Annotated in this window: 18 protein-coding genes; 8 read left to right on the plus strand and 10 right to left on the minus strand. The window is 74.5% G+C overall.

Annotation, left to right across the window (positions count from 1 at the left end; genetic code table 11):
* Window positions 1-1282 (minus strand): glycine C-acetyltransferase (locus ABZ497_RS33040; RefSeq protein WP_359810849.1); only part of this gene is annotated, 1282 nt, incomplete at its 3' end.
* Between the two features lie 29 nt (window positions 1283-1311).
* Complete coding sequence (gene tdh / locus ABZ497_RS33045; RefSeq protein ID WP_329486201.1) at window positions 1312-2340, minus strand: L-threonine 3-dehydrogenase; 1029 nt, start codon at window positions 2338-2340, stop codon at window positions 1312-1314.
* Window positions 2341-2813: 473 nt separating this feature from the next.
* Here tdh and ABZ497_RS33050 point away from each other — a divergent pair, with 473 nt between their 5' ends.
* Window positions 2814-4211, plus strand: coding sequence for a serine hydrolase domain-containing protein (locus ABZ497_RS33050; protein WP_359810852.1), 1398 nt, complete (start codon window positions 2814-2816; stop codon window positions 4209-4211).
* Between the two features lie 53 nt (window positions 4212-4264).
* Here the strand turns inward: ABZ497_RS33050 and ABZ497_RS33055 are convergent, their stop codons facing one another.
* Window positions 4265-5326, minus strand: a complete 1062-nt coding sequence (locus ABZ497_RS33055; protein WP_359810854.1) for an ATP-dependent DNA ligase — start codon at window positions 5324-5326, stop codon at window positions 4265-4267.
* 66 nt (window positions 5327-5392) lie between these two features.
* On the opposite strand from ABZ497_RS33055, the gene ligD reads away from it, so the two are divergent.
* From ligD to ABZ497_RS33070, 3 genes are all read left to right on the plus strand, one after another.
* Window positions 5393-6400 carry a non-homologous end-joining DNA ligase gene (ligD, locus tag ABZ497_RS33060; protein ID WP_359810857.1) on the plus strand — a complete coding sequence of 336 codons (1008 nt, stop codon included), beginning with the start codon at window positions 5393-5395 and terminating at the stop codon, window positions 6398-6400.
* Window positions 6401-6498: 98 nt separating this feature from the next.
* Complete coding sequence (locus ABZ497_RS33065; protein ID WP_359810895.1) at window positions 6499-7122, plus strand: GNAT family N-acetyltransferase; 624 nt, start codon at window positions 6499-6501, stop codon at window positions 7120-7122.
* A 134-nt stretch (window positions 7123-7256) separates the two neighbouring features.
* The gene (locus ABZ497_RS33070) at window positions 7257-8105 is read left to right on the plus strand and encodes an aminoglycoside phosphotransferase family protein (protein ID WP_359810860.1); all 849 of its coding nucleotides are present in this window, start codon (window positions 7257-7259) and stop codon (window positions 8103-8105) included.
* 102 nt (window positions 8106-8207) lie between these two features.
* Here ABZ497_RS33070 and ABZ497_RS33075 read toward each other — a convergent pair whose 3' ends face one another.
* Entirely contained in the window at window positions 8208-8738 is a 531-nt protein-coding gene (locus ABZ497_RS33075) for a hypothetical protein (RefSeq protein WP_329486206.1), read from the minus strand.
* Window positions 8739-8965: 227 nt separating this feature from the next.
* Window positions 8966-10180 (minus strand): 8-amino-7-oxononanoate synthase, encoded by a 1215-nt coding sequence (locus tag ABZ497_RS33080; RefSeq protein WP_359810863.1) that lies wholly within the window; start codon window positions 10178-10180, stop codon window positions 8966-8968.
* A 300-nt stretch (window positions 10181-10480) separates the two neighbouring features.
* Between ABZ497_RS33080 and ABZ497_RS33085 the strand changes: the two genes are divergently transcribed.
* A complete protein-coding gene (locus ABZ497_RS33085; protein ID WP_329486209.1) occupies window positions 10481-12991 on the plus strand; it encodes a DUF3516 domain-containing protein in 2511 nt (836 codons plus the stop codon).
* Between the two features lie 47 nt (window positions 12992-13038).
* Here the strand turns inward: ABZ497_RS33085 and ABZ497_RS33090 are convergent, their stop codons facing one another.
* Window positions 13039-13866, minus strand: coding sequence for a hypothetical protein (locus ABZ497_RS33090; RefSeq protein WP_329486210.1), 828 nt, complete (start codon window positions 13864-13866; stop codon window positions 13039-13041).
* Window positions 13867-14081: 215 nt separating this feature from the next.
* Between ABZ497_RS33090 and bioB the strand changes: the two genes are divergently transcribed.
* From bioB to bioD, 3 genes are read left to right on the plus strand one after another with little or no spacing between them, the layout of a single operon-like run.
* Window positions 14082-15377 carry a biotin synthase BioB gene (bioB, locus tag ABZ497_RS33095; RefSeq protein ID WP_359810866.1) on the plus strand — a complete coding sequence of 432 codons (1296 nt, stop codon included), beginning with the start codon at window positions 14082-14084 and terminating at the stop codon, window positions 15375-15377.
* Window positions 15378-15400: 23 nt separating this feature from the next.
* Complete coding sequence (locus tag ABZ497_RS33100; protein ID WP_359810869.1) at window positions 15401-16702, plus strand: adenosylmethionine--8-amino-7-oxononanoate transaminase; 1302 nt, start codon at window positions 15401-15403, stop codon at window positions 16700-16702.
* On the plus strand, window positions 16699-17466 hold the full coding sequence (bioD, locus tag ABZ497_RS33105; protein WP_359810872.1) for a dethiobiotin synthase: 768 nt from the start codon (window positions 16699-16701) through the stop codon (window positions 17464-17466). Before ABZ497_RS33100 ends, bioD begins: the two co-directional genes overlap by 4 nt.
* Window positions 17467-17525: 59 nt before the next feature.
* Here bioD and ABZ497_RS33110 read toward each other — a convergent pair whose 3' ends face one another.
* The 4 genes from ABZ497_RS33110 to ABZ497_RS33125 form a co-directional block, all read right to left on the minus strand.
* Window positions 17526-18638 carry an NAD(P)-dependent alcohol dehydrogenase gene (locus tag ABZ497_RS33110; RefSeq protein ID WP_359810875.1) on the minus strand — a complete coding sequence of 371 codons (1113 nt, stop codon included), beginning with the start codon at window positions 18636-18638 and terminating at the stop codon, window positions 17526-17528.
* Window positions 18639-18680: 42 nt separating this feature from the next.
* Complete coding sequence (locus ABZ497_RS33115) at window positions 18681-19622, minus strand: SDR family NAD(P)-dependent oxidoreductase (RefSeq protein ID WP_359810877.1); 942 nt, start codon at window positions 19620-19622, stop codon at window positions 18681-18683.
* A gap of 9 nt (window positions 19623-19631) precedes the next feature.
* Window positions 19632-20033: a hypothetical protein gene (locus ABZ497_RS33120; protein WP_359810880.1), complete on the minus strand. Its 402-nt coding sequence runs from the start codon at window positions 20031-20033 to the stop codon at window positions 19632-19634.
* Window positions 20034-20141: 108 nt separating this feature from the next.
* Window positions 20142-20528 carry a nuclear transport factor 2 family protein gene (locus ABZ497_RS33125; RefSeq protein WP_359810883.1) on the minus strand — a complete coding sequence of 129 codons (387 nt, stop codon included), beginning with the start codon at window positions 20526-20528 and terminating at the stop codon, window positions 20142-20144.
* Window positions 20529-20593: the final 65 nt, after the last annotated feature.

Genomic DNA, 20593 nt, shown 5'->3' on the forward strand with positions numbered 1-20593 from the left:
CAGCTTGCGGAGCTTCTGGTCGTCGTTCAGCAGCGCGGCCAGCTTCTGCCCGGCCGCCGTGCGCCCGACGATGGTGTGGTCGGAGGAGATGGTGGCCCAGGGCGGCGCGGGCGTCGACGAAGGCCGCCACCACGCGCTCGACGTCCTCGGTGGAGTGCGCGGCGGACAGCTGCACCCGGATCCGGGCCGCGCCGTGCGGCACGACCGGGAAGGAGAAGCCGATCACGTACACGCCGCGCTCCAGCAGCAGCTCGGCGAGCCGGCCGGCCTCGGCCGCGTCGCCGATCATGACCGGGGCGATCGGGTGGTCGCCGGGCAGGATCTCGAAGCCGGCCTCGGTCATCCGCGAGCGGAACAGCGCCGTGTTGGCGGCCAGCTTCTCGCGCAGCTCGGTCGAGCGCTCGACCAGGTCGAGCACCTTCAGCGAGGCGGCGGCGATCACCGGGGCGAGCGAGTTGGAGAACAGGTACGGCCGCGAGCGCTGGCGCAGCAGGGCGACGATCTCGCGGCGCGCCGCGACGTAGCCGCCGGAGGCGCCGCCGAGGGCCTTGCCGAGGGTGCCGGTGATGATGTCGACGCGGTCCATCACGCCGTGCAGCTCGGGGGTGCCGCGCCCGTTCGGGCCGACGAAGCCGACCGCGTGCGAGTCGTCGACCATGACCATGGCGTCGTAGCGCTCGGCCAGGTCGCAGATCTCGCGCAGCGGGGCGACGTAGCCGTCCATCGAGAAGACGCCGTCGGTGACGACCAGCCGGCGGCGGGCGCCCTGGGCCTCCTTGAGCTGCTGCTCCAGGTCGGCCAGGTCGCGGTTGGCGTAGCGCAGCCGGCGGGCCTTGCAGAGGCGGATGCCGTCGATGATGCTCGCGTGGTTCAGCGCGTCGGAGATGACGGCGTCGCGCTCGTCGAGCAGGGTCTCGAAGACGCCGCCGTTGGCGTCGAAGCAGGAGGAGTAGAGGATCGTGTCCTCCTGGCCGAGGAACCCGGAGAGGCGGTCCTCCAGCTCCTTGTGGACGTCCTGGGTGCCGCAGATGAACCGGACCGAGGCCATCCCGTAGCCCCAGCGGTCCAGGGCGTCCTTGGCGGCGGTGAGCACCTCGGGGTGGTCCGCGAGGCCGAGGTAGTTGTTGGCACAGAAGTTCAGTACCTCGCCGGGCTGCCCGCCGGCGGTGACGGTGACGGCGGCGCTCTGCGGGGTGCCGATCACCCGCTCCGGCTTGAACAGGCCGGCCTCGCGGATCTCGTCGAGGGTGGCGGCCAGGTCGTCGCGCACGTTGTCGAACACGGTGTCTCCCTAGAGGGGGTCAGACGGTCTCAGACGGTCCAGTCGAGGATGATCTTGCCGCAGCGGCCGCTCGCGGCCTCGTCGAAGGCGGCCTCGAAGTCGGCGGCGGCGTAGCGGCCGGTGATCACGGGGCTGAGGTCGAGCCCGCCCTCCAGCAGGACGGACATCGCGTACCAGGTCTCGAACATCTCGCGGCCGTAGATGCCCTTGATGGTGATCATCGAGGTGACGACCGAGGCCCAGTCGACCGGGAACTGCTCGGCGGGCAGGCCGAGCATGGCGATCTTCCCGCCGTGGGTCATGTTGGCGATCATCGACTGCATCGCCTCGGGGCGGCCGGACATCTCCAGGCCGACGTCGAAGCCCTCGCGCAGGCCGAGCTTCTGCTGGCCCTCCTCGATGGTGTGCTCGGCCACGTTCAGGGCCAGCGTGACACCGACCTCGCGGGCCAGGTCGAGGCGGTACGGCGAGACGTCGGTGATCATCACGTTGCGCGCGCCGGCGTGCTTGGCGACGGCGGCGGCCATGATGCCGATCGGACCGGCACCGGTGATCAGCACGTCCTCGCCGACCAGCGGGAAGGAGAGCGCGGTGTGCACGGCGTTGCCGAAGGGGTCGAAGATCGCCGCGACGTCGAGGTCCACCGGGACCCGGTGCACCCAGACGTTGGAGGCGGGCAGCGCGACGAACTCGGCGAAGGCACCGTCCCGGCCGACCCCGAGGCCGACGGTGTTGCGGCAGAGGTGACGTCGGCCGGCCAGGCAGTTGCGGCACTTGCCGCAGACCAGGTGGCCCTCGCCGCTGACCAGGTCGCCGACCGAGATGTCCGCGACGGCCGCGCCGATCTCGGCCACCTCGCCGACGAACTCGTGGCCGAGGACGAGCGGGGTCCGGATGGTCTGCTGGGCCCAGCCGTCCCACTTGCGGATGTGCAGGTCGGTGCCGCAGATCCCGGTGCGCAGCACCTTGATCAGCACCTCGCCGGGGCCGATGGCAGGCTTCGGGACGTCCATCAGCCAGAGTCCGGGCTCTGCCTTCTGCTTGACGAGTGCCTTCACTGCGGCGGCTCCTGACGCATGGTGGGGCGGCCTGGTGAGGGCAGGCCGACGGGGCCCGGCGGGGTGGCTGCTCCTGCCTCCTCGCACCGAACATGGAGCAATCTGCCTGGTGGGAGGGGGTGCGGTCCATCGAGGAATTCTTAAGGGGCGCCACAGCTGGGCTAAACGATCGTGCCCGAGCCGGGCCCGGCCACCGGCGCGGCGTGCCGGTGGCCACCCGTTCGGCGGAGCGCTGGGGGCGCTCGGCACGGGCGCGGCGGCCCGGCCGGGCGTGAACCGGGCCGGGATGACCGGGGGTTCGGCTGGTTCGGCGCGCCGGCGGTTCCGGGGTGACCGGGGGTGGGGCCGTTCGGGCCAGTGCGGCGGCGGCCCGCGCGCGGGCCGGTCGTGGCGCGCATACGGTGGCGATCGCTCCCCCATGGCCCCGTGGAGCGCCGCTCCGGGGCCGTTCGGTCCAGAGAGGCGCTCCGATCATGACGAAGACACGACGGCCGCTCGCCCCGCTCCCCCGCCGCTCCGTGCGGGCGGCCACCGCGGTACTGGCCCTGACCGGTCTGCTGGCCGCCGCGGGTTGCTCCGGCCGGACGGCGTCCGACCCCCCGCCCGCCGGCCCGGTCACGGCCGTCCCCGCCGCGCTCAGCCCCTCGGCAGGCCCGTCCGGCCCGTCGTCGGGTCCGTCGTCCGGCTCGTCCTCCGCCGCCTCCTCCGCCTCAGGCTCCGCTTCGGGCTCCGCTTCGGGCTCGCCGAGCGCGTCCGGCTCCTCGCCGACGGCCGGCGGCACCGTGGCCGCGCTCACCCCGGACGTCACCGCCCGGCTGGACTCGGCGGTGCAGAAGGTGCTGAGCGAGGCCTCCGTCCCCGGGGTGATGGTCGCTCTGACCACGCCCGACGGCAGCTACCTCAAGGCCTTCGGCGTCTCCGACAAGGTCGCCGGTACGCCGATGGTCACCGGGCTGAACATGCGGATCGGCAGCGAGACCAAGACCTTCACCGTCACCGGGCTGCTCCGGCTGGTCGACCAGGGCAAGGCCGGTCTGGACGACCCGGTCGGCAAGTACGTCGCGGGCGTGCCCGGCGGGGACACGATCACCCTGCGCCAGCTCGCCGACATGCGCAGCGGCCTCTTCAACTACAGCGCGGACCCGGACTTCCAGCAGGCCGTGGTCAACGACCCGAACCGCGTCTTCACCCCGCAGCAGCTGCTCTCCTACGCCTTCGACCACCCCGCGGACTTCGCCCCGGGCAGCGCCTTCGAGTACAGCAACACCAACACCGTGCTGATCGGCCTGGTGGTGGAGAAGCTGAGCGGGCAGCCGCTCGACGTCTTCCTGAAGCAGCAGGTGTTCGACCCGGCCGGGCTGGGCCGGACGGTCTTCCCGACCGACGCGGCGTTCCCCCAGCCGCACGCCCGCGGGTACACCGACCAGACGCCGGACGGCTCGATCGCGGACGCCACCGACTGGAACCCGTCCTGGGCCTGGGCGGCGGGCGCGGTCATCTCCGACCTGGCCGACATGCAGAAGTGGGCGAAGGTGCTGGCCACCGGCACGCTGCTCAAGCCGGCCACCCAGGCGGAGCGGCTGGTGACGCCGCCCACCCCGCTGCCGGACGTCGGCTACGGGCTCGGGCTGTTCGTCAACCACGGCTGGGTCGGGCACAACGGCTCGCTGCCCGGCTACCAGAGCGCCGTGGTCTACCTGCCGTCGGCGCAGGCCACCCTGGCGGTGCTGCTGAACACGGACATCTCGTCCCAGGGCGAGGAGCCGTCGACGCTCTTCGCCAAGGCGATCACCGAGATCGTCTCGCCGGGGAACGTCTACTCGTTCCCGCCCGCGACGGCGAGTTCGTCGCCGTCCGCCTCGGTGACCTGAGCGGTCCCCCCGGTGGCCCGGGGAGCCGACCGGCCGGCGGCCCCGTCGGCCGGTCAGCTCCCGAGGACCCGGGCCAGGTCGTAGGAGACCGGCTCCTCCAGCTGCGCGTAGGTGCAGCTCTCCGGGGTGCGGTCCGGGCGCCAGCGGCGGAACTGGGCGGTGTGCCGGAACCGGGTGCCCTCCATGTGGTCGTAGGCCACCTCGACCACCCGCTCGGGGCGCAGCGCCACCCAGGAGAGGTCCTTGCCGCCGGTCCAGCGGCTGACCGCGCCGGGCAGCCGGGCATCGGCGTGGGCGGCCTCGTCCGCCCAGCCGCCCCACGGGTGGGCGGAGACGTCCTTCATCCGCAACGGCGCCAGTTCCTCGACGAGTTCACGTCGGCGGGCCATCGAGAAGGCGGCGCAGACGCCGACGTGCTGCAGGCGGCCCTCGGCGTCGTTGATGCCGAGCAGCAGCGAGCCGACCACCGGTCCGCTCTTGTGCTCGCGGTAGCCGGCCACCACGCAGTCGGCGGTGCGCTCGTGCTTGATCTTGAACATGGTCCGCTCCCCCGGCCGGTAGGGCTGGTCCAGCGGCTTGGCCACCACGCCGTCCAGTCCGGCCCCCTCGAACTCGGCGAACCAGCTCTGCGCCAGCTCGCGGTCGGTGGACGCGGGAGCGGTGAAGACCGGGTCGGCGGCCCCGCCGAGCGCCGCCTCCAGGGCCGGGCGGCGCGCCGAGAGCGGCTCGTCGAGCAGCGAGACGTCGCCGAGCGCGAGCAGGTCGAAGGCGACGAAGGAGGCGGGGGTGCGCTCGGCCAGCAGCCGCACCCGGCTGGCCGCCGGGTGGATCCGCTCCAGCAGCTCCTCGAACCGCAGCCGGCCGTCCCGGGCGATCACCACCTCGCCGTCCAGCACGCAGCGCGGCGGCAGCTCCCGCTTCAGGGCCTCCACCAGTTCGGGGAAGTACCTGGTGAGCGTCTTTCCGGTGCGGCTGCCGAGCTCGACCTCGTCGCCGTCGCGGAAGACGACGGTGCGGAAGCCGTCCCACTTGGCCTCGTACTGCATTCCCGGCGGGATCTTGGCGACCGACTTGGCGAGCATCGGCGCCACCGGCGGCATCACGGGCAGGTCCATGGCTCCGATCCTCGCGCCAACCGTTCCGGGGCGCGCGCCGGGCGGAGCGCGTCTAGCGTGAGAGGCATGGGCGCAGCCGTGGAACTGGATGTCGCCGGGCGCAGCGTACGGCTGTCGAATCCGGACAAGGTGTACTACCCCGAGCGCGGCTTCACCAAGCTGGACGTCGCGCAGTACTACCTGGCCGTCGCGGACGGGGTGCTGCGCGGGCTGCGGGACCGGCCGACCACGCTGCAGCGGTTCCCGGACGGCGTCACGGGCGAGTTCTTCTACCAGAAGCGGGCGCCGAAGGGCCTGCCGGAGTGGCTGCCGACGGCCCGGATCGGCTTCCCGAGCGGGCGGTCCGCCGACGAGATCTGCCCCACCGAGCCGGCCGCCGTGCTCTGGGCCGCCAACCTGGGCTGTCTGACCTTCCACCCGTGGCCGGTGCGGCGGACCGACACCGACCACATCGACGAGCTGCGGATCGACCTCGACCCGCAGCCGGGCACCGACTTCCACGACGCCGCCCTGGCCGCCCACGAACTCCGCGCCGTGCTGGAGGAGCACGGACTGCGCGGCTGGCCCAAGACCTCCGGCGGACGCGGGGTGCACGTGTACGTGCCGCTGGAGCCGCGGTGGACGTTCACCGACGGCCGGCACGCGGTGATCGCGCTCGGCCGGGTGCTGGAGCAGCGGATGCCGGGCCGGGTGACCACCGCGTGGTGGAAGGAGGAGCGCGGCGAGCGGATCTTCGTGGACTACAACCAGATGGCCCGGGACCGGACCATCGCCTCCGCCTACTCGCTGCGCGCCCGCCCCCGGGCGACCGCCTCGACGCCGCTGCGCTGGGAGGAGCTGGACGACGCCGTACCGGAGGACTTCGACCTGCGGACGCTGCCGCCGCGGTTCGCCGAACTCGGCGACCTCCAGGCGGAGATGGACGACAAGGCGTACCGGCTGGACGGGCTGCTGGAGCTGTACGAGCGCCAGCTGCGGGACGAGGGGCTGGGCGAGCTGCCGTACCCGCCCGACCATCCGAAGGCCCCCGGCGAGCCGAGCCGGGTGCAGCCGAGCCGGGCCCGGAAGACCTGACGGGGCGGCGGGCACCGCGCGGTGGTCGCATAGGCTGACGCTCTTCGAACGGTGGAACGGGGGGCGTCGGGGTGGGCGGGCGCGGACTGCGGGAGATCATGGCCGACGCGGCGGGCGGACTGTTCCCGCCGCCGGACGGCTCGGTGACGGTGGTGCCGCAGCCGTCGGCGCGCGAGGCCGGGGTGCTGGCGTTCTCCGCGCACGCCGTGGTGTTCACCGACGAGGACCCGGCCTGGGTGCGGACCGCGCTGGCCGCCGTGCCGAGCGACCCGCTGGCCGCACCGCTCTCCCCGCCCTTCCTGACCGCGCTCGCCGAGCGGACCGGCCGGGTGGCCGGCACCATCGACCTGCTGACCGTGGCCGGCCGGCTGCCCGGTGCTCCCCCGCTGGCGCCGGCCGAGGTCCGGGACCGGGCGCACCCCCGGGTGGTGCGCGCGCTGCGCTACCGCGAGGACGTCCGGGTCTTCATGGTCGACGGTGGGGTCCTGGTGCTCGGGCGCGGGGTGGCCGGACGGTGGGAGTGCGCGATCGAGGTGGACCCACAGGCGCGCGGCCGGGGCCTGGGGCGCGCGCTGGCGGCGAGCGCCCGGCATCTGCTCCCGGAGGGCGAGTGGATCTGGTCGCAGCAGGCGCCGGGCAACGCCACCAGCGTGCGGGCGTTCCAGGCGGCCGGCTACCGCCCGGTGGGCGCGGAGGCGCTGCTGGTGGTGGGGCAGCCGTGAACGGGGGCGGGGCGGTTCCGGGCGAGGTGGCTCCGGGCGGGGCGGTTCCGGGCGAGGTGGCTCCGGGCGGGGCGGTTCCGGGCGAGGTGGCTCCGGGCGGGGCGGTTCCGGGCGAGGTGGTTCCGGGTGACCTGGTGACGGTGCCGGCCGAGGTCCGGGACCGGCTGACGGTCCGTTTCGGCCCGGCGGCCGAGGCCTGGTGCGCGGCCCTCCCGGCGGTGGTCGAGGAGCTGGCCCGGCGCTGGAGCCTGGAGCTGCGCGCGGCCGGCGGCGGCGGGACGTCCCGGGTGTTCCGCTGCGAGCGCGGTGACGGCACCGCGGTCTGGCTGAAGCTGACGCCCGATCCCGAGGTGGCCGCGCAGGAGGCGGTGGCCCTGCGGGCCTGGTCGGGGCTGCCGTCCGTGGTGCGGCTCCTGGCGACGGACACGGCGGCGAACGCCCTGCTGCTGGCGGACGTGGAGCCCGGGGCGCCGCTGCGGCAGCGGGCCTGGCGGCCGGCGGAGGTGGCGCCGCTGCTCGGCGCCCTGCGCTCGGTGCCGGTGGACGGGCTGGCCCTGCGGCCGCTGGGCGACCGGGTGGAGTTCCTCTTCGACCTCACCGAACGGCGCGCGCCCGGCGCGGTGCCGCCCGGGGCGCGTGCCTTCGCCCGGGAGCTGGCAGCCGGCGGGCCGCTCGCGCTCGTCCACGGGGACCTGCACCCGGCCAACGTCCTGGACGGCCCGGCCGGACCGGTCGCGATCGACCCGCGCCCGTCCCTCGGGGACCCGGACTTCGACCTGGTGGACTGGGTGCTCGACGGCGTCACCGACCGGCCCGCCCTGGACCGGGCGATCGCCGACCTGAGCGCCCGCGTCCCCGGGGCCGATCCGGCCCGCGTCCTGGCCTGGTGCCGCGCCCTCGCGGTGACCGTCGCCGCCCCCCGCGCGGCAGCGGGCCGGCACGACGCGGAGACGGCGTTCCTGCTGGAGCTGGCGGGGTTCTGAGGCCGTGGCGCGGCACCGGACGGCGGCGGGGTCCTGAGGCCGCCGTGTCCGCACAGGAAGTCGGCGGGTCCGACGTCCTGTGCGAGCGCCGAGGGCGGGGCTTCAGCCTGCGGCGAGGCCGCCCAGGAGGAAGGCGAAGGCGCCGGTGAGGAGGGCGCCGGTGGTGATCGCCAGGGCGGTGACCAGCCACTTCCAGGGGATCAGCGACTTCAGCAGCCGGGCGGCAAGGCAGGCGCCGAGGGTGATCGCCGCGAGGGCGAACAGGAAGAGGCTCAGCCACTTGAACAGCCCGGCCGTGCCCGCCAGGCGGCACTCGCCGTCCTCGCAGGAGACCCGGACCCGGTTGTGGGTGTCGACCTTCCAGTCGATCCGGGCGTACTCGTTCGGCAGGCCGCCGCCGTCGGGGTAGAAGGTGCCCCGGCAGTCGCCGGTCTCGGTCGGGACGGCCTCGGCGGAGTCGGTCCGCAGGCACCGGTCCGCCACCAGCACCCCGGGGGTGCCGGAGAGGCCGGTCGCGTACCCGAGCCCCTCCCCCGCCGTCACCGCGCCCCAGCCGCCCACCCCGAGCAGCGCCAGCACGGCGGCGGCGATCGTCAGCGCCTTCACCAGTGCCCGCCGAATGTCCGGATCCATCGCCACCCCTGTTCCGTCGCCCCCGGTTGCAGGGACGCACCGACCGGCCGCCCGGTTCGGCTCCGTTGGCCGGCGGTCGGGAAGGGCGGCGGCCAGGAGTGCTCCGCGGCCTCGCCGGAGACGAGCGCCGTAGCTCCGCCGCAATTCGCTCCGCCCCCCGGCGGAGCGCACTGCCCCCGGGAGGGGACGCGGTCCGACCGGTGCGTGGTTGCGGGGGGGCGGCGCGGTCAGGCGGAGTGCGCGCCGGCCGGGGCGAGGGAGGCGATGATCCGGACCGCGTCGGCGATCTGGCCGTCCGTGAGGTCCCCCCGGGCGGTGAGGCGCAGCCGGGAGACGTCGTCCGGGACGGACGGCGGACGGAAGCAGCCGACCGCGAGACCGGCCCGGCGGCAGCCGGCGGCCCAGGCCACGGCGGCCTCCGGGCCGGGGGCGCGGACGGAGACGACCGCCGCGTCCGGGGTGGAGGCCCGCAGGCCGGCGGCGGTGAGCCGGGCGGCGAGGATGCGGGCGACCTCGCGGGCCCGCTCGGCGCGGTGCGGCTCGGCCCGCAGCAGGCGCAGCGCGCCGAGGGCGGCGCCGGCGGCGGCCGGGGCCAGGCCGGTGTCGAAGATGAAGGTGCGCGCCGTCTCGGTGAGGTGGCGGATCACCCGGCGCGGGCCGAGCACCGCGCCGCCCTGCGAGCCGAGCGACTTGGACAGCGTGACGGTGGCGACGGTGGCGGGCTCGCCGGCCAGGCCCGCGGCGGCCAGCGCACCGGCGCCGCCGGGGCCGAGCACGCCCAGGCCGTGCGCGTCGTCCACCAGCAGGGCGGCGCCGTGGGCGCGGGCGGCGGCGGAGAGTCCGGGCAGCGGGGCGGCGTTGCCGTCGACGGAGAAGACCGAGTCGGTGACCACCAGCGCCCGCCGGTGGGTGCGTTCGGCGAGCGCGGCACGGACGGCGTCCGGGTCGCTGTGCGGGGCGCGGTGGACGTCGCCGCGGGCGAGCCGGCAGCCGTCGATCAGCGAGGCGTGGTTGTAGGCGTCGGAGACGATCAGGGTGTCCGGGTCGGTGAGCGCGGTCAGCGCGGCCAGGTTCGCGGTGTAGCCGGAGGAGAACACCAGGGCCGCCTCCACCCCGCAGAACTCGGCCAGCTCGCCCTCCAGTTCGGTGTGCAGGGCGGTGGTTCCGGTGACCAGCCGGGAGCCGGTGGCGCCACCGCCCCAGCGCAGCGCCGCGTCGGCGGCGGCCCGGGTGACGGCGGGGTGCCGGGTCAGCCCGAGGTAGTCGTTGCCCGCGAGGTCGAGCACCGGGTCCTCGGCCGGGCGGCTGCGCAGCGTCCGGGTGAGGCCTGCCCGGGCCCGCAGCTCGGCCGTCTCGTCGAGCCAGTCGAAGACGGCGGCGGGGGCGGGGACGGCGTCCGCCGGAGTGCGGACGGGCGGTTCGGACGCGGTGCGGTGGGCCATGCCCGGCACTCTGGCACGGCGGGCGCGACCCGGGCAATGTGCGAAGCGGCACACGCCCGGGCGGCCGTTCCGACGCCGTCCACCGGCGGATCGAGGCCGGTGGGGGCCTCGGGCTGCCGGCGCTCTCGGACCGGAAGCGGGCCCGGGCGTTCGTCGACCTCGCGCACCGGGCCGCCGGGGAGGCCGTCCGGCAGGAGGGGTGCGGCGGGGCGCGCCCCGCCGAGCGGGCGCCCGCGACTCCGGGGAGGAGCTGAGCCCCGGGCTTTGCCCGGGGTGTGCGCGAGCAGGCAAGATAGCCGGGTGACCCTCCTTGATCTGATGCCGAAGCCCGCTACCCCCGACGCGCTGTACGAGACGTTCGCCGCCTGGGCGGAGGAGCGCGGGATCACGCTGTACCCGGCGCAGGAGGAGGCCCTGATCGAGCTGGTGTCGGGGAACAACGTCATCCTCGCGACGCCGACCGGGTCGGGGAAGAGCCTGGTGGCGGCCGGTGCGCACTTCGCCGCGCTGGCGGAGGGCAAGCGGACCTTCTACACCGCGCCGATCAAGGCACTGGTCTCGGAGAAGTTCTTCGACCTCTGCAAGATGTTCGGCACCGAGCAGGTCGGCATGATGACCGGCGACGCGAGCGTCAACCCGACCGCGCCGATCATCTGCTGCACCGCCGAGGTGCTGGCGCAGATCGCGCTGCGGGACGGCGCCCGGGCCGACGTCGGCCAGGTCGTCATGGACGAGTTCCACTTCTACGCGGAGCCGGACCGCGGCTGGGCCTGGCAGATCCCGATCCTGGAACTCCCGCAGGTGCAGTTCCTGCTGATGTCCGCGACGCTCGGCGACGTCCGTCGTTTCGAGGAGGACCTGACCCGCCGCACCGGCCGGCCGACCACCGTGGTCCGCTCGGCGACCCGGCCCGTCCCGCTGTTCTACGAGTACCGCCGCACCACCATGCACGACACCCTGGAGGAGCTGCTGAAGACCGGTCAGGCCCCGGTCTACGTCGTGCACTTCACCCAGAAGGAAGCCGTCGAGCGGGCGCAGTCGCTGATGAGCATCAACATGTGCTCGAAGGCGGAGAAGGACGCCATCGCCGCCCTCATCGGCAACTTCCGCTTCACCACCAAGTTCGGCCGCAACCTGTCCCGCTTCGTGCGGCACGGGATCGGCGTGCACCACGCGGGCATGCTGCCCAAGTACCGCCGGCTGGTCGAACGGCTCGCCCAGGCGGGGCTGTTGAAGGTGATCTGCGGTACCGACACGCTCGGCGTGGGTGTCAACGTGCCGATCCGTACGGTGCTGTTCACCGCGCTGTCCAAGTACGACGGCGTGCGCGTGCGGGTGCTGCGGGCCCGGGAGTTCCACCAGATCGCCGGACGGGCCGGGCGGGCCGGGTTCGACACCGTCGGGCAGGTCGTCGCGCAGGCGCCCGAGCACGTGATCGAGAACGACAAGGCCGTCGCCAAGGCGGGCGACGACCCGAAGAAGAAGCGCAAGATCGTCCGCAAGAAGGCGCCGGAGGGCTTCGTCGGGTGGTCCGAGGAGACCTTCGAGCGGCTGATCGGGGCCGACCCGGAGCAGCTGGTCTCCCGGTTCAAGGTGAGCCACGCGATGCTGCTGTCGGTGATCGGCCGGCCCGGCAACGCCTTCGAGGCGATGCGCAAGCTCCTCACCGACAACCACGAGGAGCGCGGCGCGCAACGCCGGCACATCCGCACCACGATCGCCATCTACCGCTCGCTGCTGGAGGGCGGCGTGGTCGAGCGGCTCCCGGAGCCGGACGCGGAGGGCCGGATCGTCCGGCTGACCCTCGACCTCCAGGAGAACTTCGCCCTCAACCAGCCGCTCTCCACCTTCGCGCTGGCCGCCTTCGAGCTGCTCGACCCGGCCTCGCCCTCGTACGCGATGGACGTCGTCTCGGTGGTCGAGGCCACCCTCGACGACCCGCGCCAGATCCTCGCCTCGCAGCAGAACAAGGCCCGCGGCGAGGCCATCGGCGAGATGAAGCGCGACGGCATCGAGTACGAGGAGCGGATGGAGCGGCTCCAGGAGATCACCTACCCGAAGCCGCTGGAGGAGCTGCTCACCCACGCCTACGAGGTGTACCGGCGGGCGCACCCGTGGATCGGCGACCACGAGCTGCGGCCGAAGTCCGTGGTCCGCGACCTGTACGAGCGGGCGATGACCTTCTCGGACTACGTGGGCCACTACGACCTGGCGCGCACCGAGGGCATCGTGCTGCGCTACCTGGCCGGCGCCTTCAAGGCGCTGGAGCAGACCGTGCCCGACGACCTCAAGACCGACGACCTCAAGGACGTCATCGCCTGGCTCGGCGAGCTGGTCCGCCAGGTCGACTCCAGCCTGCTGGACGAGTGGGAGCAGCTGGCCAACCCGACCGATCCGCAGGCCCCCGAGGTCGCGCTGGACGACAAGCCGGCGCCGGTGACGGCCAACGCGCGGGCGTTCCGGGTGCTGGTGCGCAACGAGCTGTTCCGCCGGGTCGAGCTGGCCGCGCTGGAGAACTACCACGCCCTCGGCGAGCTGGACGGCGAGTACGGCTGGAACGCGGACCGCTGGGCGGAGGCGATGGACGGGTACTGGGACGAGCACGACGACCTCGGGACCGGACCGAACGCGCGTGGCCCGAAGATGCTGCTGATCGAGGAGGAGGACTCCTCCTGGAAGGTCCGGCAGATCTTCGACGACCCGGCCGGTGACCACGACTGGGGCATCAGCGCCGAGGTCGACCTGTACGGCTCCGACGAGGAGGGCCGGGCGGTCCTGCGGGTCACCTCGGTGGACCGGCTCGACGGCTGACCACCCGACGGCGGCGGGGTCCACCACGGGTGGGCCCCGCCGCCGCGTCACATCCAGACGAAGGGCGCGCCCGCCGAGTAGGAGACCGCCCGGGTGGCCTCGTCGAGCGCCTGCTCGCCGCCGGCCGGGGCGGTGGACGGGGCGCCGACCGGGGTGGGCGGGCCGGAGGGGGCGGGCGCGGTGCCGTGCGGCTCGACGGGCCGCGAGCTGGTGACCGTCACGTACTGGCCGACCGCCGCGACGCGCTGCTCCGAGCCGGGCTTGGCGCTGCCGGCGGGCTGGGCGGGGGCGGTGGAGGCGTCCGGGAGGATGAAGGTGAGCGCGCCCGGCTTGGCCCGCAGGGTCTCGGCGGCCCTGGCGGCGGCGGCGTGGTCGGCGAAGCGCAGCAGGGTGACGCTGCTGAGCACCGGCTGGGCCTGGCCGGCGAAACTGACGGCGAGGTAGGCCTGGCAGCCGCTGTCGCGCAGCAGGTCCTCGGCGCGGTCCTGGAGGGTCTCGGCGCAGCTCTCGCCCTGCCGGACACCGGAGCGCTTGCCCCGGTAGGCGCCGACCTCGATCACCCGCTGGGCGGGGAAGAGGGTGTCGACGTTGAGGCCCTCGGGGTCGGTCGCGGCGCGCGGCGGCGGACTGCCGACCACCCGCGGGGTGCTGGAGGCGTCCTTGCTGGCCGGGCCCAGGCCGGGTATCCAGTCGCCGGGCGCCGGGCGGGTGATGATCCAGCCGCCGGCCGCCACCACGCCGACCACCACGACCCAGCCCACGACCCGGCGGGCGCCGAATCTCCCGGGCGGCTGTCGATGGGCCTCGGCCGGCCGGGCGGCTCCGTGCTGTTCCTGGTCACCCGATGGCGGGGTCCGCTCCCCCTGCGTGGTCATGGCGCAGATTCTAAGCAGTGCGCGGGTGGTGGAGATCACGGGGGCGGGCCGTTGACGATCACCCGTACTACCGGTCGGTAACCCCGGCCCCCGGGGGACGTGACCTGCACCACTACCGTGAGCTGTGACACTGTGACAACTCGCACATCCTCCCGGAGATCTTCTGGTGGGTTCCCTCTGGCGTCGCCCGACGGCCAGCAGGCAGGATCAGCCTCATGGATCTGCTCGATACCCTCACCGCCAAGGGCCTGCGCGGGGAAATCCCCACCCGCGAGGAGGCCCTGGCCGTCCTCGCCACCACCGACGACGAGCTGCTGGACGTGGTCGCGGCCGCCGGGCGGGTGCGCCGGCAGTGGTTCGGCCGCCGGGTCAAGCTCAACTACCTGGTGAACCTCAAGAGCGGGCTCTGCCCGGAGGACTGCTCGTACTGTTCGCAGCGGCTGGGCTCCAAGGCCGAGATCCTCAAGTACACCTGGCTGAAGCCGGACCAGGCCGCCGAGGCGGCGAAGGCGGGCGTCGCCGGCGGCGCCAAGCGGGTCTGCCTGGTGGCCAGCGGCCGCGGCCCGACGGACCGTGACATCGACCGGGTGGCCGACACCATCTCGGCCATCAAGGACGCCGACCCGGCCGTCGAGATCTGCGCCTGCCTCGGCCTGCTCTCCGACAACCAGGCCGAGCGGCTGCGGGCGGCCGGCGCCGACGCGTACAACCACAACCTCAACACCTCCGAGGGCACCTACGGGGACATCACCACCACCCACACCTACGCGGACCGGGTGGACACCGTGCAGAAGGCGCACGGCGCGGGCCTGTCCGCCTGCTCCGGCCTGATCGCGGGCATGGGCGAGAGCGACGGCGACCTGGTCGACGTGGTCTTCGCGCTGCGCGAGCTGGGCTCCGACTCGGTACCGGTCAACTTCCTCATCCCGTTCGAGGGCACCCCGCTGGCCAGGGAGTGGAACCTCACCCCGCAGCGCTGCCTGCGGATCCTGGCGATGGTCCGCTTCGTCTGCCCCGACGTCGAGGTGCGGATCGCGGGCGGACGCGAGGTCCACCTGCGCTCGCTGCAGCCGCTGGGCCTGCACATCGCCAACTCGATCTTCCTGGGCGACTACCTGACCAGTGAGGGCCAGGCCGGCCAGGCCGACCTCGACATGATCAAGGACGCGGGCTTCGAGGTGGAGGGCGCCGGCGAGGCCACCCTGCCCCGGCACCGGGCCGACATCGCGGCCGCCGCCGAGGGCGGCGCGTGCGGGACGGGCGGCGGCTGCGGGCCGTGCGGCGGGCACGCCGCGCCGGCCGAACAGCCGACCGCGGAGCAGGCCGGGGGCTGCGGGCCCTGCGGCGGGCACACTGCGCCGCCCGTCGAGGCGGACACCGCCGAGGCCGCCGGGACCGCCGGGGCCGGGACGGCCGCCGTCGCTGGGGCGAACACCGGCGACGGGCTGCGCAGCGACCTCGTCCGGGTCCGCCGGCGCGGTGCCGGTACCGAGCTGGCCCCCAACGCCTGACCGTCCGCAGGGAAAGACTCACCATGGCTCAGCTGACCACCGACACCCTCCTCGCCCTCGACCGGGCGCACGTCTGGCACCCGTACGGTCCGATGCCCGGCACCGCCACCCCTTACGTCGTCGAATCGGCGTCCGGGGTGCGGCTGCGGCTCGCCGAGCCCGTCGCGGGCCGCCGCGAGCTGGTCGACGGCATGTCGTCCTGGTGGGCGGCGATCCACGGCTACGGGCACCCGGTGCTGGACGAGGCGGTGCGCGACCAGCTGGGCCGGATGAGCCACGTGATGTTCGGCGGGCTCACCCACGAGCCCGCCGTACGGCTCGCCGCCCGGCTGGTCGAGATCACCCCGGAACCGCTGCGGCACGTCTTCCTGGGCGACTCCGGCTCGGTGGCGGTCGAGGTGGCGATGAAGATGTGCCTGCAGTACTGGCAGTCCGTCGGGCGGCCGGAGAAGCGGCGGCTGCTCACCTGGCGCGGCGGCTACCACGGGGACACCTTCCACCCGATGTCGGTCTGCGACCCGCAGGGCGGCATGCACCACCTCTGGGGCGGGGTGCTGCCCGACCAGCTCTTCGCACCCCAGCCGCCGGCCGGCTTCGACGCCCCGCCGGACGCCGGGTACGCGGCGGAGTTCGAGTCTCTGATGGAGCGGCACGCGGGCGAACTGGCCGCCGTGATCGTCGAGCCGGTGGTGCAGGGCGCGGGCGGGATGCGGTTCCACTCCCCGGCCTACCTGCGGATGCTGCGCGAACTCTGCGACCGGCACGGGGTGCTGCTCGTCTTCGACGAGATCGCCACCGGGTTCGGCCGCAGCGGCGCGCTGTTCGCGGCCGACCACGCCGGCGTCTCGCCGGACGTGATGTGCCTGGGCAAGGCGATGACCGGCGGCTACCTGACCATGGCGGCCACGCTCTGCACCGCCGAGGTCGCGGACGGGATCAGCCGGGGCGAGATGCCGGTGCTGGCGCACGGGCCGACGTTCATGGGCAACCCGCTGGCCGCGGCGGTCGCCAACGCCTCGATCGACCTGCTGCTGGGCCAGGACTGGCAGGTCGAGGTGAAGCGGATCGAGGACGGTCTGCGGGACGGTCTGGCGGACGCCGCCGAGCTGCCCGGGGTCCGGGACGTACGGGTGCAGGGGGCCATCGGGGTGGTGCAGCTCGACCACCCGGTGGACGTGGCGGCGGCGACCGAGGCAGCCGCCCGGGAGGGCGTCTGGCTGCGGCCGTTCCGCGACCTCCTCTACACGATGCCGCCGTACGTGACGCGGGACGAGGACGTGGCGCGGATCGCCGCGGCCGTGACGGCGGCGGCGGTGGCCGGATGAGCGCGCGGATCCTGTTCGTCACGGGGACCAACACCGAGGTCGGAAAGACCGTCGCCACCGCCGCGGTCGCCTCGGCGGCGCTGCGGGGCGGCGCGCGGGTCGCGGTGCTGAAGCCCGGCCAGACCGGTCTGGCCGCCGGCGAGCCGGGCGACGTGGACGACGTCCGCCGCCTCGCCGCCGACCCGGCCTCGGGTGCGCCGGCCGGCCGGCTGACCACGCGCGAGCTGGCCCGGTACCCGGAGCCGCTGGCCCCGAACACGGCGGCGCGGCGCGCCGGACTGCCCCCGGTGTCGCCCGACGAGGTGGCGGCGGAGGTGGCGGCGCTGGCCTCGTCGCACGAGCTGGTCCTGGTCGAGGGCGCCGGCGGACTGCTGGTGCACTACGACGACGAGGGCCGGACGCTGGCCGACCAGGCGCGCGCGGTGCGGCGGGCCGGTCTCGCGGCCGAGGTGCTGCTGGTGGCCTCGGCGGGGCTGGGCACGCTCAACATCGTCGCGCTCACGGCGGAGGCCCTGCGGGCGCGCGAGCTGCCGCTGGCCGGCGTCGTCGTCGGCTCCTGGCCGCAGCGCCCCGGGCTCGCCGAGCGCTGCAACCTCGCCGACCTGCCCCGGTCGGCGGACGCTCCGCTGCTCGGCGCCCTCCCGGCGCACGCGGGCGGCGCGCCGGACTTCGCCGCGCTGGCCGTCGCCTCCCTGGCGCCCGAGCTGGGCGGCGACTGGGACGCCGCGGCCTTCGCCCGGACGCACCGGCCGTACGCGCTGTAGGACGCGCGGGTGCCCGCCCGGGCCCGTAGGGGCGGGCGGGCACCGGGCGGGCACCGCGCTCAGGCGGGCGCCGGGCCGTGCAGCAGTACCGGTTTGACGGCCGCTCCGGCGACCGAGTCCGCGACCGCGCGGTTGATGTCGGCCAGCGGGTACGACCGGACGAGCCGGTCCAGCGGGAAGCGGCCCGCCAGGAAGAAGTCCAGCAGCTGCGGGATCAGCAGCTGCGGGACGCTGTCGCCCTGGAGGATGCCCTTCACCGTGCGGCCGAGCAGCTGGACCAGTCCGACCGAGAGGTCCTGCCCGGTGCCCGCCGACCCGACGATGCCGGCCGTTCCGCCGACCGCCAGCGACTCCACGGCGGCCCGGGCGGTCCGCGGCAGGCCCACCGCGTCGAGCGCGAAGTCGACACCGCCCCGGCTGAGCCGGACCACGGCGGCCGCCACGCCGTCCTGGGCGCCGTCGAGCACGTCGGTGGCACCGAGTTCGAGCGCGAGGTCCAGCCGGGCGCGGTTCAGGTCGACGGCGATGATCCGTGAGCAGCCGGCGATCCTGGCCGCCATCACCGCCGCCAGCCCCACCGGCCCGGCGCCGAACACCACGAGACTGCTCCCGGGCGGTGCCGCGAACACCCCGAGCACCGCGCCCGCGCCGGTCTGCAGCCCGCAGCCCAGCGGGCCGAGCAGTTCGAGCGGGGCGTCCTCACGGACCTTCACGACACTGCGCCAGTGGGCGACGACGTGGTCCCCGAAGGACGACTGGCCGAAGAAGTGCCCGTTGATCTCGGTGCCGTCCGCGTCCCGGTAGGCGGTCGAGCCGTCCGCCCGCCGGCCGCGCAGGTTGAGCGGCAGGAACGACGCGCAGTGCATCGGGTGGCCGGTGAGGCAGGGACGGCAGGAGCCGCAGCTCATCGGGGCCAGCACCACCGGGTCGCCGGGGGCGACCGAGGTCACCCCCGCGCCGACGGCCGCGACCACACCGCTGCCCTCGTGCCCGAGGACGGCGGGCAGGCCCGGCGGGAGGATCTGGTCCAGCGCCAGCAGGTCGGTGTGGCACAGTCCGGTGGCGACGAGCCGGACCAGCACCTCGTCGGCCCGGGGCGGCTCCAGCAGGACGTCCTCGACCGTGAACGGCCCGCCCTTGCCTCGGGCGACGGCGGCCTTGATGGACAGCATTCGGGTCCTCTCTCATGACGGTGGGCAGGGGCCGGCCCCGGGTCACCGACCCGGGGCCGGCGGGGCGGCGGGGGCCGCCGCCGGGTCGCCGGGGCGGGCGCCGGGCGCGTCGCCCGGCGCGTCGTGGCCGCCGTCGTCGTGCGGACCGGCGGTGGTGCTGGTCACCCGGCCGTCGGCGAAGCGCAGCCGGCCCTCCCCGGCGACGACCAGGTCGGCGAACTCGAAGCGGGTGATGCCGGTGTCCGCCGCGACGACCCACGCCTGCCCGGTGCGCCCGTCCCGCACGGCGACGGCCATCGCGTCCACCACGAGGTCCGGGGCGGCCACCGCCACCCCGGCGGACCGCCAGGCGGCGAGGCGCCCGGCGATCAGCGGCGTCTCGACCGCGCCCGGGCAGAGCACGTTGAGGGTGACGCCGTCGCCCGCGAGCGCCGGCGCCAGCGACCGGACCAGCCCCACCACGGCGTGCTTGGAGGCGGCGTAGAACACGTCGGGCGAGGGACGCAGCCCGGTGGTACTGGCGGTGACCGTGATCGAGCCTCCGCCACGGGCCCGCAGCGCCGGGAGCGCGGCCTGCACCCCGTAGACCACCGAGTCGACGTTGACCGCGAGCAGCCGCCGGTAGGCCTCGGGATCGAACCCGTCGCCGATCGCGCTCCCGGCCAGGACACCGGAGTTGAGCCAGACGGCGTCCAGGCCGCCGAACCGGTCGACCGCGGCCCGCACCAGCCGCTCGTTGTCGGCCAGTTCGGCGGTGTCGGCCCGGACGAACAGGGCGCCGGTCTCCCGGGCGACCGCCTCGCCGCGAGCCCGGTCGATGTCGGCCAGCACGACGTGACCGCCCTGGGCGGTGAACCGCCGGGCGGCGGCGGAACCGATTCCGCCGCCCCCGCCGGTGATCAGTACGACCTTGCCCGCGAAGCCCGCGAGGTCCGCGGACCTCGCGGGGCCCGCGGGGCCGGCCGTGTCCCGAGTCGTGTCCATGCGTCCGGGTCAGGACAGCAGGGTCGAGAAGAAGACCAGCTTGGCCTCGGCGACCTTGCCGGGGTCGACCGGGCGCCACTGGCGGACCCCGGTGCGCCCGGCGTAGCTGCCGCTCACGCCGACCACCGGGCAGTAGAGCCACTCGCCGGAGATCAGGTTGCTGAACCGCGCCCAGGCCTCGACGTGCACGTCGCCGTCGGCGAGCGCGATCTTCTCGGTGATGCAGGTCATCAGCTCGTCGTCGCTCTCGCGGCGCGTGACGATCTTGTAGAAGCCGTCGACCGTACCGATCGCGGCACCCGACGGGTCGCGCAGCTCCGCCACGTAGGTGCCGCTCTGTCCGACCTTCGGGTCCTCGAAGTCGATGTCGTTGGCGAAGGTGACCAGGTGCTCACTGAGGTTCTCGAACATTGTCCATCGTTCCTTCGGTAGGGGTGCCGGGTGCTCCCGGCGGTCATGACGGGTGGGGTCGGGTGCCCTGGGACGGTCGGGTACCGGGGCGGTCGGGTACCGGGGATGTCAGGCCTTGCGGAACACGTCCTTGACGAGGATCAGGCCGTCCTTGAGCGTGAAGAGGTCCACGCCCCGGTCCAGCACCCGGCCGGTGGCGTCGCGCAGGGTGAACTCGATGATCTGCCGGTCCCCCACCACCACGGCCGGCTCGAAGACCAGGGCGATCCCCTGGTCGCCGAACTCCTCGCGCTTCTTGACCAGGTCCACCAGGTAGGCCCGGATCTCGTCGCGCCGGTAGGTGGTGCCGGGCTCGGGCCCCTCGGCCACGCTCCAGACGCCGTCCTCGGCGAAGCAGGCGACCGCCTCGTCGAAGGCGTCCCGGGCGCACGCGTCGAAGAAGGCCGCGACCTTGCCCTCGCCCACCGCCGTGCCGGCTACCGCGTTGTCGGTCATCGTGATCTCGTCTCTCTCGGGTCGGAATCTGTCGGTCGGAATCTGTCGGTCGGAATCTGTTGCCC

The organism is Kitasatospora sp. NPDC005751 (assembly GCF_040630835.1).
Taxonomy (GTDB): domain Bacteria; phylum Actinomycetota; class Actinomycetes; order Streptomycetales; family Streptomycetaceae; genus Kitasatospora.

Coding starts and splice junctions, on each gene's coding strand:
- ABZ497_RS33115 (WP_359810877.1), bottom strand. CDS start 19,622: ATGGACACGACTCGGGACACGGCCGGCCCCGCGGGCCCCGCGAGGTCC.
- bioD (WP_359810872.1), top strand. CDS start 16,699: ATGAGCGCGCGGATCCTGTTCGTCACGGGGACCAACACCGAGGTCGGA.
- ABZ497_RS33120 (WP_359810880.1), bottom strand. CDS start 20,033: ATGTTCGAGAACCTCAGTGAGCACCTGGTCACCTTCGCCAACGACATC.
- ABZ497_RS33055 (WP_359810854.1), bottom strand. CDS start 5,326: ATGGACCTGCCCGTGATGCCGCCGGTGGCGCCGATGCTCGCCAAGTCG.
- ABZ497_RS33065 (WP_359810895.1), top strand. CDS start 6,499: ATGGCCGACGCGGCGGGCGGACTGTTCCCGCCGCCGGACGGCTCGGTG.
- ABZ497_RS33075 (WP_329486206.1), bottom strand. CDS start 8,738: ATGGATCCGGACATTCGGCGGGCACTGGTGAAGGCGCTGACGATCGCC.
- ABZ497_RS33110 (WP_359810875.1), bottom strand. CDS start 18,638: ATGCTGTCCATCAAGGCCGCCGTCGCCCGAGGCAAGGGCGGGCCGTTC.
- ABZ497_RS33050 (WP_359810852.1), top strand. CDS start 2,814: ATGACGAAGACACGACGGCCGCTCGCCCCGCTCCCCCGCCGCTCCGTG.
- ABZ497_RS33125 (WP_359810883.1), bottom strand. CDS start 20,528: ATGACCGACAACGCGGTAGCCGGCACGGCGGTGGGCGAGGGCAAGGTC.
- ABZ497_RS33100 (WP_359810869.1), top strand. CDS start 15,401: ATGGCTCAGCTGACCACCGACACCCTCCTCGCCCTCGACCGGGCGCAC.
- ABZ497_RS33090 (WP_329486210.1), bottom strand. CDS start 13,866: ATGACCACGCAGGGGGAGCGGACCCCGCCATCGGGTGACCAGGAACAG.
- bioB (WP_359810866.1), top strand. CDS start 14,082: ATGGATCTGCTCGATACCCTCACCGCCAAGGGCCTGCGCGGGGAAATC.
- ABZ497_RS33080 (WP_359810863.1), bottom strand. CDS start 10,180: ATGGCCCACCGCACCGCGTCCGAACCGCCCGTCCGCACTCCGGCGGAC.
- ligD (WP_359810857.1), top strand. CDS start 5,393: ATGGGCGCAGCCGTGGAACTGGATGTCGCCGGGCGCAGCGTACGGCTG.